Annotated in this window: 15 protein-coding genes and 3 pseudogenes; 5 read left to right on the top strand and 13 right to left on the bottom strand. The window is 38.8% G+C overall.

Translation table 11 applies throughout. The features are described 5' to 3' along the window. From Q0590_RS34915 to tnpA, 8 genes and pseudogenes are all read right to left on the bottom strand, one after another. Window positions 1-1748 (bottom strand): putative Ig domain-containing protein (locus tag Q0590_RS34915; protein WP_302042313.1); only part of this gene is annotated, 1748 nt, incomplete at its 3' end. 816 nt (window positions 1749-2564) lie between these two features. Beyond that, window positions 2565-3457: pseudogene (locus tag Q0590_RS34910) on the bottom strand (IS982 family transposase). A gap of 710 nt (window positions 3458-4167) precedes the next feature. Next, window positions 4168-4317 carry a transposase domain-containing protein gene (locus Q0590_RS34905; RefSeq protein ID WP_302042314.1) on the bottom strand — a complete coding sequence of 50 codons (150 nt, stop codon included), beginning with the start codon at window positions 4315-4317 and terminating at the stop codon, window positions 4168-4170. Continuing rightward, window positions 4312-5177, bottom strand: a pseudogene (gene tnpC / locus Q0590_RS34900) (IS66 family transposase); the annotation flags it as partial. The gene Q0590_RS34905 and the pseudogene tnpC, both read right to left, overlap by 6 nt. A 124-nt stretch (window positions 5178-5301) precedes the next feature. Continuing rightward, window positions 5302-6480: a transposase gene (locus tag Q0590_RS34895; RefSeq protein ID WP_302042312.1), complete on the bottom strand. Its 1179-nt coding sequence runs from the start codon at window positions 6478-6480 to the stop codon at window positions 5302-5304. A 247-nt stretch (window positions 6481-6727) separates the two neighbouring features. Further along, complete coding sequence (locus Q0590_RS34890; protein WP_302042311.1) at window positions 6728-7153, bottom strand: IS66 family transposase; 426 nt, start codon at window positions 7151-7153, stop codon at window positions 6728-6730. Between the two features lie 47 nt (window positions 7154-7200). Then, the gene (gene tnpB / locus Q0590_RS34885; protein WP_302042310.1) at window positions 7201-7563 is read right to left on the bottom strand and encodes an IS66 family insertion sequence element accessory protein TnpB; all 363 of its coding nucleotides are present in this window, start codon (window positions 7561-7563) and stop codon (window positions 7201-7203) included. Further along, window positions 7551-7868, bottom strand: a complete 318-nt coding sequence (tnpA, locus tag Q0590_RS34880; RefSeq protein ID WP_302042309.1) for an IS66 family insertion sequence element accessory protein TnpA — start codon at window positions 7866-7868, stop codon at window positions 7551-7553. The genes tnpB and tnpA overlap by 13 nt, the downstream gene beginning before the upstream one ends. A 75-nt stretch (window positions 7869-7943) precedes the next feature. Here tnpA and Q0590_RS37810 point away from each other — a divergent pair. Then, window positions 7944-8482, top strand: a pseudogene (locus tag Q0590_RS37810) (IS3 family transposase); the annotation flags it as partial. A gap of 102 nt (window positions 8483-8584) precedes the next feature. On the opposite strand, the gene Q0590_RS34875 reads toward Q0590_RS37810, so the two are convergent. The 3 genes from Q0590_RS34875 to Q0590_RS34865 are packed head-to-tail and all read right to left on the bottom strand — an operon-like array spanning window position 8585 to window position 9639. Further along, on the bottom strand, window positions 8585-9205 hold the full coding sequence (locus Q0590_RS34875; protein WP_302042308.1) for a hypothetical protein: 621 nt from the start codon (window positions 9203-9205) through the stop codon (window positions 8585-8587). Then, window positions 9181-9474 (bottom strand): hypothetical protein, encoded by a 294-nt coding sequence (locus Q0590_RS34870; protein ID WP_302042307.1) that lies wholly within the window; start codon window positions 9472-9474, stop codon window positions 9181-9183. Before Q0590_RS34870 ends, Q0590_RS34875 begins: the two co-directional genes overlap by 25 nt. A 21-nt stretch (window positions 9475-9495) precedes the next feature. Further along, window positions 9496-9639 (bottom strand): hypothetical protein, encoded by a 144-nt coding sequence (locus tag Q0590_RS34865; protein WP_302042306.1) that lies wholly within the window; start codon window positions 9637-9639, stop codon window positions 9496-9498. Between the two features lie 716 nt (window positions 9640-10355). On the opposite strand from Q0590_RS34865, the gene Q0590_RS34860 reads away from it, so the two are divergent. From Q0590_RS34860 to Q0590_RS34850, 3 genes are all read left to right on the top strand, one after another. Next, complete coding sequence (locus Q0590_RS34860) at window positions 10356-10781, top strand: MarR family winged helix-turn-helix transcriptional regulator (RefSeq protein ID WP_302042305.1); 426 nt, start codon at window positions 10356-10358, stop codon at window positions 10779-10781. A gap of 121 nt (window positions 10782-10902) precedes the next feature. Then, a complete protein-coding gene (locus Q0590_RS34855; RefSeq protein ID WP_302042304.1) occupies window positions 10903-11325 on the top strand; it encodes an organic hydroperoxide resistance protein in 423 nt (140 codons plus the stop codon). A gap of 97 nt (window positions 11326-11422) precedes the next feature. Next, a complete protein-coding gene (locus Q0590_RS34850) occupies window positions 11423-12436 on the top strand; it encodes an LLM class flavin-dependent oxidoreductase (protein ID WP_302042303.1) in 1014 nt (337 codons plus the stop codon). A 270-nt stretch (window positions 12437-12706) separates the two neighbouring features. On the opposite strand, the gene Q0590_RS34845 is transcribed toward Q0590_RS34850, so the two are convergent. Together Q0590_RS34845 and Q0590_RS34840 are read right to left on the bottom strand one after the other, a co-directional pair. Next, the gene (locus Q0590_RS34845; protein ID WP_302042302.1) at window positions 12707-12946 is read right to left on the bottom strand and encodes a hypothetical protein; all 240 of its coding nucleotides are present in this window, start codon (window positions 12944-12946) and stop codon (window positions 12707-12709) included. A gap of 243 nt (window positions 12947-13189) precedes the next feature. Next, window positions 13190-14848 (bottom strand): L,D-transpeptidase family protein, encoded by a 1659-nt coding sequence (locus tag Q0590_RS34840; protein ID WP_302042301.1) that lies wholly within the window; start codon window positions 14846-14848, stop codon window positions 13190-13192. 519 nt (window positions 14849-15367) lie between these two features. Here Q0590_RS34840 and Q0590_RS34835 point away from each other — a divergent pair. Beyond that, window positions 15368-15835 (top strand): PRC-barrel domain-containing protein, encoded by a 468-nt coding sequence (locus tag Q0590_RS34835; RefSeq protein ID WP_302042300.1) that lies wholly within the window; start codon window positions 15368-15370, stop codon window positions 15833-15835. Window positions 15836-16464 lie beyond the last annotated feature (629 nt).

Here is a 16464-nt window from a genome sequence, read left to right as displayed (position 1 = left end):
TTAAACTCCAGCACAAACGGGGAGGCAAGGGAAACCACTACCTGTGGACAAGGCAGTGTACTAATGGGTGAACAAGGGGTAAGTGTTGTGCTTGCTTCGACAACCAGTGAGAAAGAAGCACTTGTAGAGGCATTCTTTGTATCAGTAGCTGTAATTTTAATAGCATAGGTTCCACTTGCATTAGGGCTTGTTCCGCTGAAAGTCAGCGAAGACGTATTAAACTGCAGCCAGCTGGGTATTGCGGCTCCGTTTTCCAATGTTGCCCGGTATGTGAGACCGTCGCCAGCATCCGGATCAGCATAACTACCTGCAGAGAAATTAATAGAGGTAGCCGTTTTTACACGCTGATTTTGGGGAGCAGTTACTACTACGGGTGGATTGTTAGCCGTAGATGTAGCAGTAGAAATAGTAAAGTCTTCAAATCTAGCAGGAAAAGGGGTAGTTGCCTTGCGATGCGTAGCAAATACGCCGCCATAACTAATGCTGTTGGTTACTGAATTCCTGTCATGGTCTGCTCCAGCGAAAAACTTAGCAGGTACATTTTGTATGGTGCCTACCGCTATCTCAGCTGAGCCCTCTACTATATACATAGCTTTTGCTGTACGGGCCACTGGATCAAGCACTAATTTCAGGGTTACATTTTTTGTAGAAAGGTTTGATATGCTTCCTGAACGGAATTCATAGACCCCATCGTTGTTTCCTATGATTAACGATCCTGAAGAATTGGTTTGCTCAATATATAACTGGATCATCCCACTATCTCCTGTTCCATCCCGTACAATGGCAGATTTTATATAGTTGTTTTCATTCAATCCAAACCATACACCTGCCTGCTGAGAGTTAGATCCACTGCTTGTAGAAAAATCCAGACGAACCAGCTTGGTTTGTAATGTAACAGGTGTGTTTCCATTAAATCCTACACCAAGGGCATTGATTTGTGAATTGGTTTCGCTACTACTGGGGCTGCCTGTAGGCTGCGAATACTGAATGCCTTTATTAGATGTAATTACCAATTGCCCGCCTGTCAGGCTGATTTTGCCTGGTTCATACCCTGGTACAGTAGTATAGGTAGGAATTCCATCTGCTGCAATACGGGCAGAAGGAGCATCCACCATAGTGAATCCCGTATTTTTCAGACCAGTAGCGTTGCCATCAAAACTAAGGTTCAATGGTAGATTCACTGGAATAGCTGAACACGGTAGTATGGATAAGGGAGAACAGATAGTTGAATTGATGGTGGCAAAGCTCCAGTTGTGTTCAGTAGTACCATCAAAATAGTTGGTTGCTCCATCTCTGAAAGCTGTGGAAGGTACCACCACGCCAATAGTTGCTCCGTACGGAAAATCAGCTGGATTGATGATTACTTTGTTTCCATTGACGATAGATACCAGGTTGCTTCCTACATCAATTGTTTGTGAGCTGCTACCATATTTTACTATAATCTGCCCGCTACCTTTATATATGGGCTCATTAAACTCCAGCTCCAGATTTGCACTTATGCTCACATTCGTTGAAGCTGTTGAGGGAATAAGTAAGGCAATTGGCTTACTGACATCTGCAGTAGATTGTTGCCAGCTTTTGTCATTTATTAGAGGTAAATAAGAATAGGCATTTGTAAAGTTACTGTTTGCCAAAGCCAGTGGTTTTGTTCCATTAAGTATACTTAAAGCCAGAAGTATAACTTTAATGTAATGGAACAGTAATCCCTCTGTTAATTTTGTAAAACTTGGTGTAATAGTTTTTTTCATAGTAGCTAAAAATTTGACTCAAAGGTTTTTCTGAAAGTAAGTGGAATGAAGAAGCTGGTATAACATTTAACATTAATCATTACTTTATTTTAGTAGTTTAAATTACTGACTATCAATATGTTATAATATTCATCAAATAAATTTATCTAAACATAAAGCAATAGAATTGAATAGAGGTACTGCTATCAGTACCAATCATTTAACAAAAGGGCTAACAGGGAGGCAGATTCAAAACACGCGTTTCAATGATAGGTAATCAATGTTTTGAATTGAACAATAGAGAATATATGAGCAAAGTGCGTACAATATCAAATTATCATACGATTAACTTCACAACTAAACTCAATAGACGCAAGGACCGATCTTTGCTACTTATTTGTGAAAAGAAGTTTAGCAAGTATGGAAAGTATAAGAATGAAAAACAATCCTTATTTCTTCTATTCTGTAAAACAGATCTAAAAATAAACGAGTAAATTCAAAACTATACACATAAGGTAGAAATTTAAATAATAGTAACGACAGCACTTTTACTACCCAAAAAAGTAGATCAAATAATCAAAATCTTACGTAGCAAAAGTACTGTTTAGGCAACAAAATTGATACCTGGATTACTATTAAAAGGGATGTTTTTCGACAAAACTGTGTATTTATACGATTAAAATATTCTTCTACTCAAAAATTCCCCATTTCAATATTGGTATTGAACTTATTTCTTACATAAGAGTGCAAGCAAACTTATGCTGAAAAATTGAATCTATAGATACTCTTGTACACGAAAACAGGTTGGTATTGTAACGTCAACTCGATAAAGCTAAGTTAAACAAGTACTAATGTTCGATTAAATTCTGTGGCAGTTGCAAATTTTAATCTTGGTTTCTTAGGCAGATAACTGTAAGCAACCAATCCTGAAACCAAGTTAACAAACCAATTATTCTTACTACGGTGTCTGGTATGATGAATTTGGCAAGTGTTTTTCAAAAAGTCATAGACTGATTTAATCAAAGCTCTCTTTCTAAGCATAAGTTTATCCAACAGAGGGAGCAATTTGTTTTTCATATTGCTTTTAATCTTGGTAACCAGCTCAATGCCTTTTTCTCTCAATTTTACCCTTAGTGGTTCACTTATGTAGCCTTTGTCTCCATAAAGCTTCCCCATAAACCTTTGGTAAGTTGATCGATGACGGCCGGATTTCTATCATCGGTGTTGCCGGTAGTAATACAAAAAGAGAGAATCTCGCCTAGATGATTGACCACTAAATGCAACTTGAAGCCATAGAACCAGCCCAATGAATTGTTCATGATTCATAAGTTTTACCTCTTTGAGCAATGTCGGCAAAGACCAGGTGCTGAGCAATACGTGGGTTTTCACATACCTCCAGCTTAGTAGAATCCACAAAAGCAATACCTTGGGTTTTACTTAATCGTTGGCTAGTCATAAAAAGAGCCAAAGGCACAACTCTGCATGAGTTCAGTGAAGCGATTGTAGCTAACTAGGGAAGGAAAGTATTTCTTATAGCCTTTCATAACTAGTTTTTCATAATAATCTTTGAAACAACGATAGCGGGAAAAGTGAAATAGAATCACAATTGTCATCACTTCACACATTGATAGTTTGCAGGCCTTGTGTCGTTTAATTATACCTGTTTCCAACAAGCTTTTCTCCCGTAGGACTTGAAACTGTTTCCAAAAATCATCAACTTGACAAAAAATGAATGAATCGGAACTGATTCATATGATTTTCATAGCTTTTCGGGAGTGAGGTGAGTGGTATCCCAAACTACTTGAAAAGCTATGTTTTTCCTATCTCTCTTATATCGAACTCACGTTATTGTATTGAACTCAGCTTGTAAAGCATCTATAAGAACAGTCAGGCAAGTAGCTCATAAAGGTAATTTCAAGATATTGAAGAGTTAATACTATGAAAATCGCCAGAAGAAAAATCAACTATAATTCAATTTAGCAATTAATCTTTCTCAATGCTCAAAGTCTTAATTGTATAATGGCAAATACTAGACCATGCAATTTAAAACGTAATGATACTAAAGCTAGATAGATGTTTTGTCTATTTGCTTTAGATGTAAATTAAGATTTATACTGGTTTATTGTAGCAAATTGATACAAGCACATAAAAAGGGTCCTTATCAATAGTAAAGCTCTGATATTTTGTAACCTGAGAGTCAAGACAGAGAATGCTTCCTCTTCCATTGGATAAAACTTTAGTTTCTGGCTAGGATATCTTCCTTCTTTTGGGTGTACAGCTGCCGTACCTACTCCTGAGTCGGCCTTCATTTAAGGGTATTACAGCGCTAGAAGCAAGAGTTAAACCAGGATGGAGAGAAATCATTTTCGGGACCAGGAAACACTAAAGTTGCCAAAAGAAAAAGAATTGTTATTTGGTATCCGTCCGGTAAAGTAGCAGGTCATATTTCCGGTACAGGCGATATATTAGATTTTTTCCAGAAAGGAGGCAACAACTCTTTGAGTTGGTTGATGGGATGGTCAGGTAATCTTTGTAGGACATCTTGTACGTATTCATGGGCATTGATGCCTTGCAGTTTACAGCTGCCCAGCAGACTGTAAACGATAGCCGCCCGTTGTGCTCCGGCATGGCGCACGGCAAATAAATAATTTTTCCTACCCAAAGCTATGGGCCGAATAGCGTTTTCCACCGGATTGTTGTCTATTTCTAATCTGCCATCTTCTACATACAGATAGATCTTATTGTAGCGGGCTAGCAAATAATAGATAGCCTTGCCTATGGCACTTTTAGGCAGTACTTTGCTATGCTCTTCTACAAGCCATTCCCCAAGCAGATCCATGATGGGACGAGCTTTTTGTTGGCGCAATAGATAACGATCCTCTACAGAGAGGTTTTTCTCCCTAGCTTCTCTTTCTAGCGCGTACAGTGCTTGCATCCACAGCAGCACTTTCTCTGCTCTTACTTTGTCGTTTTCTAAAGCATGCTCAAAATATCTGCGGGCATGGGCCATACATCCCACTAAAACGATATCTTCTCTTGCCTCAAATTGATCATAGGCTGCGTAGCCATCTGTCTGCAGATAACCCTTGTAGTCTTTGAGCAGTTTACCCGGGCCATCTTTGCCTCTGCCGGGTTGGTAATCAAACAGCACGAGCCTTTGTTCTGGTGAATAATACACCCAATGGTAGCCTTGGTGGGTGTCTCCCTTCTTTTGTTTATCTAGGACTACGATAGGTGTCTCGTCCCCTTGCAGGTAGCTGAGAGTATCTGCAAGCGTGAGGCTTGATAGAGGGGTTCAAGCAAGGAGCAAGCCCCTTCAAACCAACCATCCAAAGTGGAGGCAGGAATTTTCATACCTAACTGCTCATAACGCTGTGCCTGCCGATAGAAAGGCAGATGATAGACAAACTTATCGGTGATCAGTTGGGAGAGCAGATCTACACCGGGCATGCCTTTTTCTATGGGGCGTGTGGGTAAAGAAGCGATATGGAAAGTTTCTTCTTTGCTTACATTACGGGGACGGATGTGGACCTCAGGTACTGTCTTTAAAAACAAGTTTTAGGATATAAATATTTTAATACCTTTGTCTGACCGGAAAGAGAGCTTCAGGCGACTTGTTGCAGGGAAGTTCATCTTGTGTAGCCCTGCTTGTCGGGGCTACTTCTTTTGATGTAGATGGAGTGAGTTGGTTTTCTTTGAAAACCACCGGAAAGAGAGGCTTTGGCTCCTTATTACCGGAAGCAGTTTTAATTTCATGATTCGCATTAAAAGGTGTATCCTTCTTCCACAGGGTATACATGACCACCAACAGCTTTTTTTGTATGGCAACATAGGCTTGCATCTTCTTTTTTCCTTTATCTATCAACCTGTCAAAGAAAATTTTAAAACTGCCTCTTTCATATCGGACCACATTAAATGCAGGTAAATGTAGAATACGTCTGATTCGATAATTCCCTTTCTTAGATATTTTGGTTTTTCCTATTCGTTTTCCGGATTGCTTTTCTATCACATCATAGCCGGCATAACTGATTAACTGTTTTTGATTTTCAAACAAGGTAAAACCGTTTGTCTCGGCAATTATGGTGACGGCACTTAGCATCCCTACTCCTTTGATCTGGGTGATATACTGCAGCTTTCTTTTCAATTCTGCATCTGATTCGACTATGTGATGTATTTCTTGCCCAATACTTTCAAGTTGCTTGTCTATCAATTTAATCATCGAAAGTAGCCTTTTCTGAGTGGATTTACTCTTAAACTGCGCATGAGATAAGGCATGTAATTGATTATTGAGTATGTTTTTAGTCTGCTGTAAGCTTTCATGCTCGCGAGTTAAGATGCGCAGATGGCAGAAAACTTTACTCATAGGTTGCCATAGGGGAAGGTTTTGCTCAGCCCCCATACGAGCTAGCCCAACAGCATCAATCTTATCATTCTTACTTTTAAGGCCTAAACTTTGAGCATACTGCCGCCCCTTAGTAGGTAGGATCACACTTACTTTTTGTGCTCTCCCATACAGATACCAGGCTAGCTGCTCATAATAAACGCCAGTAGCTTCCATGACATAAACTAGAGGTAAGACCGGATCGCTGTGTTTAGCAACCCATTTATCAAGCTCTTGAAAACCCGATAGTTGATTGGCAAATTTATGGGTAGCCTTGATAGTTACTTTTTGAGAAGTATCAATGATTGAAAAACACACATCTAATCTGTCCTTAGATAAATCAAAGCCTACGGATTGTTTAAGTTTGCTCATGGGAAAAGGTCAAAGGTGAATACTATAACATCAGATTCCGGTTTCCTTTCTATCATCTTATCTCATAGTTTATACAGGATTAGGCTAAACGCTATCCTTAAGTACTGTTCAGATTCTGGAAAGGAAAGTAGAGAGGATATACCTGAGGTACAGTATCACCTAAAGGAGGTGTACTTAATGCACGATCCAATTACCTGTTCTGCTTTCGGTTTCTTTGCTTGCAAAATTGTGCTTTCTTCTTTTTTCTCTAAGATATGAAATGCACGATTTGATCGGCAGGTCCGCGGCGGACAAACAAAGAGGCAGGCTTTAAATCTAACTCCTCGGTGATTTCTTCGCCGATTTTACGCATGCTACTTACATCTTCCTTGGGCTCTAGAATTACATCTACTCGAGGCAGATGCGAAGGAAAACCTCCGCGAATGGCTTTTTTAGCTATTTGTTTGACTGCTCTCTCATAGCTGACGGTCTGCTTGACCACTACAGCAGGTTGGCCACTTGAGGAAGTTAACTCTAGACTCAGTTGTGCAGCATCAACTTGTGGCACAAAACGTTCCCTTTTACTACCAAAGATAAGCCGTTTGAGTTCTTTGATTTCCTCTCGCAATTGCTCATTCTCCTCTAATAAGGCTTGTTGTTGGGTAGTAGATAAAATGGGCGTAGCAGCAGACATAGCAATCGTGCTTGATCTCTACAAGATAAATCTTGCTGCTGTAGTTATCAAGCAGGCGTGGCTGTTTTTTCAGCAGGGCCTCCATAACGTTTATGCCGGTGTTTGACTTCCACTTCTACACCTTCAATCAACAAACACAGCTCGCTGTAAGATAAACTCCATTGTCCAACCCTGGGCAAATGGAAAGTGCCTGCTTCCAAGCGCTTGTAGTATAAAACAAAGCCCCCCTTTTCCCATACTATGAGTTTGATCTTATCTCTACTCTTGCCTATAAAAATATACACATCGCCTGACAATACATCTTTTTTCATCTGTCCTGAGACAATCCCACTTAAGGCATCAAAACTTTTACGCATATCCACTGCCTGCCCATAAAGAAAGAATCGTTGCGAGGCTGTTAACGCGAACATGAAGTGAGTAACTCGTGTAGGTAACTTACCGGAATCAGGGAGGAAAAACGGATGACTGTTCCGGAAGGTAAAGCCACTTTCATAGGTCTTACCGTGGCTTGGGGAGTGGATAATTGAATAAATCCTGTGCTTGTAGCAGGTGTGAGTTGAGTTGATCCATGCCCCTTCCGGTACCTACTCACCCAATAGGGCATAATATGTAGCGCAAATCCATGTCTTTGGCCAAACTCTTTTTGGCTGATGCCGCTTGCTAGCCACTCGGCTACCAGCGGAAACATTTCCTTTTCAGTTCTGATTCGTGTCATTGTTTTTTCTCCTAAATTTAGGAGTGCTGCTCATCACAAATCAAGGCTGTTTTACCGGACGCATACGTTATTTGTACTACAGATTCTAAGCACCAGATACCAGTGGCAAAAAATAAATTAAAACGAAATTTTGTAGCTAGTAAGCCTAATGAAAAGTGGGTAAGGGATATTACTTATGTGTGGACAATAGAAGGCTGACTATATCTGGCTGTAATACTAGATTTGTTTTCCAGAAAAGTGGTGGGCTAGTTAATGGGTCAGCGTTTGGAAATAGTGTTAGTCATCAGAACCCTCCAAATGGCTGTACAGTTACAGCCTCCTTAATTAGGTCTGTTACATCACTCTGATCGAGGTAGCCAGTAATGTATCTATGACTATCAATATTTATTAGACAAATGTAACATTACTTGTTGGATGAGTCGAAGAGGAAATTGTTATGACAATGTTGGGATGAAAAGTTTCTTTACTACTTTGAAATAGGAATTAGTTTATCATCGGCAATACAAAAGTCACAAAGAGGCTAAGCAGGATATTTTTGTCACATTTACAGTTGGTACAATCCAAAAAGGAGACATTCTTTAATAGAGTATTTGAGTTCAGAACAATTTGAAAAAAGTGGAAGTACAAGATGGTTGCCTGAGTTAAACTTAGTGTCCATCAAATTGCGGCAACCCAAAACGATAGTATGTTACAATGGAGCTTTTTTACATTTCTGGTTACCGTGTCTTTGGTATGGTTAAGGAAATTTGCTGATAATCTCCTTCAATAAAATATATATTTATTATAGCTTTGAGTTTAAGCGCCAGTTTTTGAGCAGCAAAAAAATGAGCCAGTTTGGAATACCGCATTATATTCGTATACATAGATGCACCACTGTTATCAATGCTTTCCTGAACATCTGAGTCGGCTATGAATCCTTTTATTTTGATTTTTATATGTAAAGCCTGTGAGTGTAAATTAGCAAGAAGTTTGATATAACAATTAGAATTGTTTTTAGGTAAAGATAATAAATGTAAAATCAGATTGGTTAAAACACCATTTATCAACAATTCGTTATAGCCAGAAATCTGTTCAGCAGGAGCCTTCACGTATAATTCCATAGAATTACTAATAGAGTTTTTTTCAATCACCTGTCGTAGATGGGTCTCTAATTGCTCAAAATAAAAACTGTAGGTAGGTTCTTCTACAATTTTATCTACTTCCGTAATGTACAATAATTGATACAGTCTTGCATCGAGCTTTTTAGCATGAGAACTAATTAATTGAACAAGATGGTCGATCTCCCGGTCTTCTTTTCTAATTTGTATTAAATTCACCAGGCCCTGAATAGTAGCCAATAGCTTTTATCACTCAGTACATCCTCAAAGTAGTATACTCTTTCAATGATATTGGTAGCCAGGTTGAATTTTACCAGCTTAAAACTATTGTCATATACTTGTTCCATATTTGGACAAGCCGGGTCCACCACCCATAGATAATTCTCCTCATCGACATACACCGCCTGCACACAAACCCATTTATTCTTTCCCTCGTCACCTTCCTTCCAGCTGTTCCACTGTTCATCCGGGTAAGGCCGGCATGCATCAGTCCCAACAATTTCAACCACGCCCCATTTGTGTGGTCCTGGTCATAAAGGATAATAGGTAAACACACGGCCATCCTTTGATACAGCCATACCGGTTAGCTGGTAGGTATCGTCCGAAAACACTTGTTCCAGTTGAGTATTGCTTACATTCGTAACCGGTTCCAATTGATAATTACTTGTATTCATGATCGGTAGTTTTAATTAAAATGTTACAAATAAATAGGTGTCTATGCTTGCCTATACTCCATTGGATTGTTCTTCTATTTTACCCTTTTTTCACCCATCCATGGTAAGGCAAAATAGACGTACAATAACAAAACGGGAATAATACTAAACGGAACACTCCACAAACAAATGAGTAAGGCAGCCAGGTGCAGCGCAGGGGCCATTGCATATTCCTTTGTAAGAAGACGGATGAGCTTTTTGTCTGTACCATCCTCCAAAAGTTCCTTTTATATTAATGGCGTACCAAAAGTGGCAGTCTGACAGCACTCTCGAAAGGCTTAACAGTGGGTTAAATTTATAGGCTATGAATATACATCAGGTATGTAAATTTCAAAGCTAATTTTAAAATTACTTTTGGCTATTGATTAATTTAACTCCCTTTTTCAAGTAAATCTTAACCTGAGCTGGTAAAGAAACTATGGCTGCTATGACTTCATAGGTAGAAATGTTATTCCCACTTTTGCCATTTACTATTAAATATAAATAGTATAATAGCTAGGCTTTTGTCAATTTATATTCAGAACAAGAAACTCTTCAAGCATAGCTGCACCTGATATTTTTTCCCATTTAGATACAGCAACATAGATGATTATATAAGATTGATTTAAATATATTGCAAACAATTTGATTGTATACAATATATTTAGTATATTTGCTAAACTTTTTAACTAATAGCCATGACAGATTTATTAAAATTAGACGATCAAGTTTGTTTTCCTTTATACGCTGCATCGAGGGAGATTACTCAGTTGTATAATCAATTCCTTGTCGAACTTGATCTTACCTATCCGCAATACCTGGTGCTTTTAGTTTTATGGGAACAACAAAATCAATCCGTTAATCAGTTAGGTGATAAACTCCTTTTGGATAGCGGTACTCTAACTCCACTTCTCAAAAGAATGGAAAGCAAAGATCTTGTCCACAGACAAAGAAGTGCTGTTGATGAACGGGTGGTTGAGATTAGCTTAACGTATAAAGGAAATCAATTAAAAGATAAAGCAGAGCCTATTCCAACTTTAGTATCCAAGCACTTAGGACTTACGGTAGAAGAGTTTGAAACACTGAAGGCCATCACTAAGAAAATCTTGCATTACAGAAAGTAAGGTCAAAGGTAGCAGCTATGCACATAAAGCGTGTTTAGAGGCTTTTTTTTCCTTTATTATATTGCACACAATATAATTGAGCAAAACATAATTACTTAATTATTACTAAAATTAAACAACAATGAAAATAATCTACACAGCTGTAGCAACGGCGACAGGCGGCAGAAATGGACATGTAAAATCAGACAATGGCATACTAGATTTACAAGTAAGGGCTCCAAAGGCAATGGGTGGTTCTACTGACGAATACACCAATCCTGAACAACTCTTTGCGGCGGGCTACGCAGCTTGTTTTGACAGTGCTCTGAATCATATCATCCGGCAAGAAAAGGTAAAGACAGGAGCAACCTCAGTGACTGCAAAAGTGTCCATTGGACCCATTCAGAATGGGGCATTTGGATTAGCCGTAGAACTAGCAGTAAATATTTCGGATATATCTATTGAAGAAGCACAGCGGCTAACTGAACGCGCACATCAGGTATGTCCTTACTCGAACGCTACCAGAAATAACATTGAAGTAAAAATCATTTCGACAAATAATTAACCTCTCTTGCAAATATACTTATGCAGCAAGAAGAGTCTCGATAATTTGTTGCAACTCTGAGAAGTGGAAAAAAATTAAAACTTATTGTATTGGATTTATGCATAAACCTCACATCGCCTATTCTATTTTAGAACTTGCCATTGTTTCGCAAGGGGACAGTATACAACAGACCCTGCATAATTCATTGGCAATAGGCAAAGAAGCGGAAGCATCTAACTACAAACGCATTTGGTTTGCCGAACATCATAACTCAGATAATATAGGCAGCAGCGCTACTTCCCTCCTTATAGGCTACGTAGCCGAAAATACCCATAGCATCAGAGTCGGTTCGGGTGGTATCATGCTTCCCAACCACTCTCCCTTGATTATAGCCGAACAGTTTGGCACCTTGGCTCATTTATATCCAAAGCGCATTGATTTGGGTCTTGGTAGAGCGCCTGGTACAGACGGGCAAACAGCGCAAGCCATCCGTTCAGACTTTATGCAGGCAGCGCATTCATTTCCCGAAGAAGTGGCTAAAATCGAGCGGTACTTTTCGGTGGAAAACAAAGATTCAAAAGTAAGAGCTCCCATTGCGGAAGGCACACATGTACCTCTGTATATACTAGGGTCAAGTACAGACAGTGCCCATTTAGCAGCAAAAAAGGGATTGCCCTATGCGTTTGCCAGCCACTTTGCCTCTACCTACTTATTAGACGCTTTAAACATTTATAAGGCTGAATTTCAGCCTTCCCAGGTGCTACAACAACCTTATACAATGGCTGGAGTAAATGTCTATATTGCAGATACCGATGAAGAAGCAGAAAGGTTGTTTACCAGCTTAATCAGAATGTTTGTGGGTGTATTAACCGGAAAAAGAGATCCACTGTACCCACCAACAGAAATGAGTGATGATTTAAAAGAAATGCTACAACATCCTGCCCTCCATCAAATGCTGAAGTATTCTTTTGTAGGAAGTAAACAAACGGTCAAAAGTCAAGTGAAAGCATTTCTTGATCAAACAAATGTGGACGAACTGATTGCTGTATCTACCATGTATGATATACAGGATCGAATAAAATCTGCCAGAGTATTTGCAGAAATAATGAGGGAGATAAATGAGAAAAAATAAAGGGTGTTGGGAATTATAACTATAGGAAGGAAAATACTGATCGTTTTTGGTAATATAACTTATTCCTAATACATCTTGTTCCTTTATAAAAAGAAAAATTCTTATGCACCGCTAAAAGCCCATCCCCACTTATCAGCTCCCGGAGAGCTTCTGAGAAGTTATATTGTTAATGCATTTGATTTTGTAAATGAGCTAAAAGCTAATCCAACCCTGTACCGTCCGCGCTTTATATAACTACGATTCCAACAATGAAGCTTAAAGTGAGCTTTGTTATTTTTTGCTACACTTCTGACAAGCCCTAAGAAGTTTTTCTTGGCTGGCTTCTGATTCTCTTAAGGCAACAAGCATTTGTTTGTATCTCTTCAAAGCCTGACAAGTCTGCGTGAAGTGATAGGTTTTTTGTTTAGCGTTTTCAGCCATATATACCCTGGCTTCAAGCCTGTAGTCGAGGCTATCTGGAGTGGGCGTGAAAAAATACGCAGGAGCCGTAGGCTCTGTATCTTTGGTCATCTGCCCAAAGCAGGTAAGTGAGGTACAAAGAAAGAATATAATAACCAAGGATTTCATCTTTCTTTATTAGCTACCTACCTAACAAAGTGAGTAGACAGGTAAGAAACAGGCTCATTTTGTCATTGATCTTTTCTAAAACAGGTAAACAGCAACTAGCTATTCATTTTGTAGGCTAATGATGACAGTTTATGTTGAATTATGGCGGGAGTTTAAATCAATTTGCAGATTTGAGTTCTTTATAAATTACTGAATAGTAGTTATCTGAAGAGAGTCATGTCCATAAACATCCTTCCGGAAGTTTACCAAGTTATCTTCATCTACAAAGGCAGTTTGGTAAATAAATTGAACGGGTATAGTTTCTGGTAAGGAGACAACTTTGGGTTCTTGCCTATTCATATTTTTCTCTATACGCTGCTCATCCCAATTCGCTAAGTCTTTCAGTAAGTAACGTGCTAATGCTACTGGTTTGCTTACCCGGACACATCCATGACTGAAAGCCCTGTTTTTCTTATTGAACAGCCGCTGACTTGGTGTATCGTGAAGGTAAATTGCCAGAGGATTAGGAAACATGAATTTTACTTGTCCTAATGGATTACTTGGTCCGGGCGGCTGCACTAACCGATAGGTGAAATTTTCAGGCTTTATTTTCCTCCATTTTATCTGATAAGGGTTAAGCTGCGAGGAGTCGGAATGCCAGTTTTCATATACAATAAAACCATCCTTTTCAAGGTAACTGGAATCTTTCTTTAACATGGGTAAAATCTCGTTCCGGGCAATACTCAAGGGCACCGTCCAGGTAGGGCTAAACTCTATATATTCGATACTATCCCGAAAAACAGGCGTAGAATGGTATTCACGGCCTACAATCACCTTCATTTCCAATACCTGCTGCCTCTCTTCTACCACACGTAGTTTGTATTCCGGAATGTTTACAAGTACATACTGCTTACCTAATGTATCGGGCATCCAGCGAAGGCGTTCCAAATTAACTTGTATTTGCTCCAAACGCTTTTCTACTGAAATATTCATCTGAGCAATTGTGTTTTTACCGGCTATTCCATCTGCTTTCAACCCATTCCTGTGCTGATATTTTTTTACTGCTTCTGCTAACTCCTCATTAAAAATGTTGCCATCTGTAGTACCTGTGGAAGTACGTAAATCATTAGTTAAAGTAAGCCTCTGTCTCAGAGTAGCTATCATGTCGGCAGTGTCGCCAAGTTGTAATATCTTGTCTTCAGGTAATGAAGGCCAGCCACCCTTTTGTGCAATAGCTGTATATTGCGCTAACGCTTGTTTAAGTGCAGCATATTGGGGAAAAGCAGGCAACACTTGTTCTAAGGAAGCTTTTATATTTTTCGTGCTGATAGCCTGTTCAAGCAAGGGGGCTAAGTTTCGCTTGCGGGGATGAGCAATCCAGGTAACATCAAACTGATCGGGATCGACTTTTCCTGATAATAAATGCGAAGCATAAGTCAGATAGCTGCCAGTGAGCAAAAAATCGAAATGGGCTATTTTGGCTAGTTGTACAGAATCGGGCCAGGTGGTACCCGACAAACTTTCAATAACTTCCTGTTCAGCCTGGGTTAGCTTGTCCAAAAAATACGTATACAATAATCCCTCTTCAGGTGCAGCCTGCAAAACAGCTATCAACGAATCTGCTTGAGGCAAAGGGCCCTGTAAGTTATTCCAGGCAGGTTTGCACTCTCTGTGACGATAAAAGTCAATAAAGGACTGGTAAGCATAGCTTCTAACATTATCTGTGATAAAATACGCAGGTACGAGTGCGGTATCTAGCCCTTCGCAAATGATACTTTGTAGCAAATCCTGATAAGCAGTGATCGCATATACTTGATCTGGCTTATTTTCATCAGAAAAGCTTATTTGATCAGATGAAGAAGCCATACTCCAGTATTGGGAACTGGCTACCCGGGCTAAAGGTTGGCTAACCCAGGAAATAGCAGTTATTAAAACTACAGTAGCAAGTAATATTGAAAAAAATAAATATAGTTTGTGTTTGGTAGTGTATAAATTCATTCGGTCTCCTCATTCCTTCCCTTTTTTTGGGGATTAATAAAAATAGTATTTCTCTAATATGGTATGTTCTTTTACAACAAGAGATTATTGATAGAAGTTCATATAAAAACTCTTAAAAAAAGTAACCCAGGTAACTTAGCACAAACAAAATCTTGCCAAATAGTGACAAAAAAAAAGGATCTATGGCAATAAATAAACTAATTTGTGATTATTAATACTTACCTGTATTCCCAACTACCTGACAGAAGCTACCACCAAGCATTTATAACTTTTTAAGTATTATCTCGTATATATAAATACATACTATGTAGAATAGTATACATAGAACGCATTTGTAAAAAGTAAGCCGTTTAAATAGATGTTTCACTTAAAAAGAAGGAGGAGATTATGAATATTGATGGAAAAATTATAGGAGACAACGAGTACAGTAGTGTGTTAACCGCATCGAGCCTGAAAGGGACAAATATAATCAATAATAAAGGGGAGAATCTTGGAGAACTGAAGGACTTAATGATTGATTTATTATCTGGTAATATCGCCTATGCAGTCGTTTCTTTTGGAGGTTTTCTAGGCATGGGTAACAAGCTTTTTGCTATGCCATGGGAAGCGTTTGTAGTTGATGAAATGAAGGAAAAACTGGTAGCGAACATTGATAAAGAAGTACTTGAAAATGCGCCAGGCTTTGATGAAAATAACTGGCCTAAAAAACCTACCAGAGATTTTATTTCACAGGTTCACTCACATTATGGCTATAAACCATATTGGGATAGAGACAGGGATCACTTTACGAAGGGCAGACAAAGTAATGAAGCCGATATCTCTACCACAAGAGCTTACGGCAAATCAGGCTTTTAATGATTAATTAAGTTATTCATTTCAAAACAAACAGATCAACTAATGCAGTTGATCTGTTTGTTTTATATCTATTTTACGTACAGAAAAAAGGAGTAGCGCCTATTTCCACCTACTTTTTCAACTAGAATTAGCTTCATTAGTTAAATACATAGAAGCAAAATATACCAGCCAATGTATTCAGGGTTATCCCCTTCTGATACTCAACGTTCCGAAAGCTATACGAGAAGTTGACGGTAAGCCATAAAAATACTTGACTTTGAAATAAAACCAACATACCGGCCTTGTTGTACAACCGGGAGGTTCCAGGCGCCTTTTTATCTATTTTGCGCATCACACTAGTCATATCTTTAAGAAGATCAATAGACGCCGGAGGAGATTTCATTACTTGTGTAGCAGTTACAACCTTGTAAAGCTCAGTTTTAAACATTATTTCCTTGATATCTTCGAGCACTACAATACCTTTCAACTACCCATTTTCAGTAATAACAGGGCTATATTTCTATTAGAGTGTGAAAGTATACCTATAATTTCGCCCAATGTAATATCCGGATTTAGAGCATGTTTAAAAATTATCTATGGCATTCTTGCCAAAATGATACTAATAAAAGCCAATTGGATGAAAGCTACAG

The sequence above is a fragment of the Rhodocytophaga aerolata genome, assembly GCF_030503435.1.
Lineage (GTDB): Bacteria > Bacteroidota > Bacteroidia > Cytophagales > 172606-1 > Rhodocytophaga > Rhodocytophaga aerolata.
Note: the sequence above shows the minus strand (reverse complement) of the source record. Positions and strands in the feature narration are given on the sequence as shown.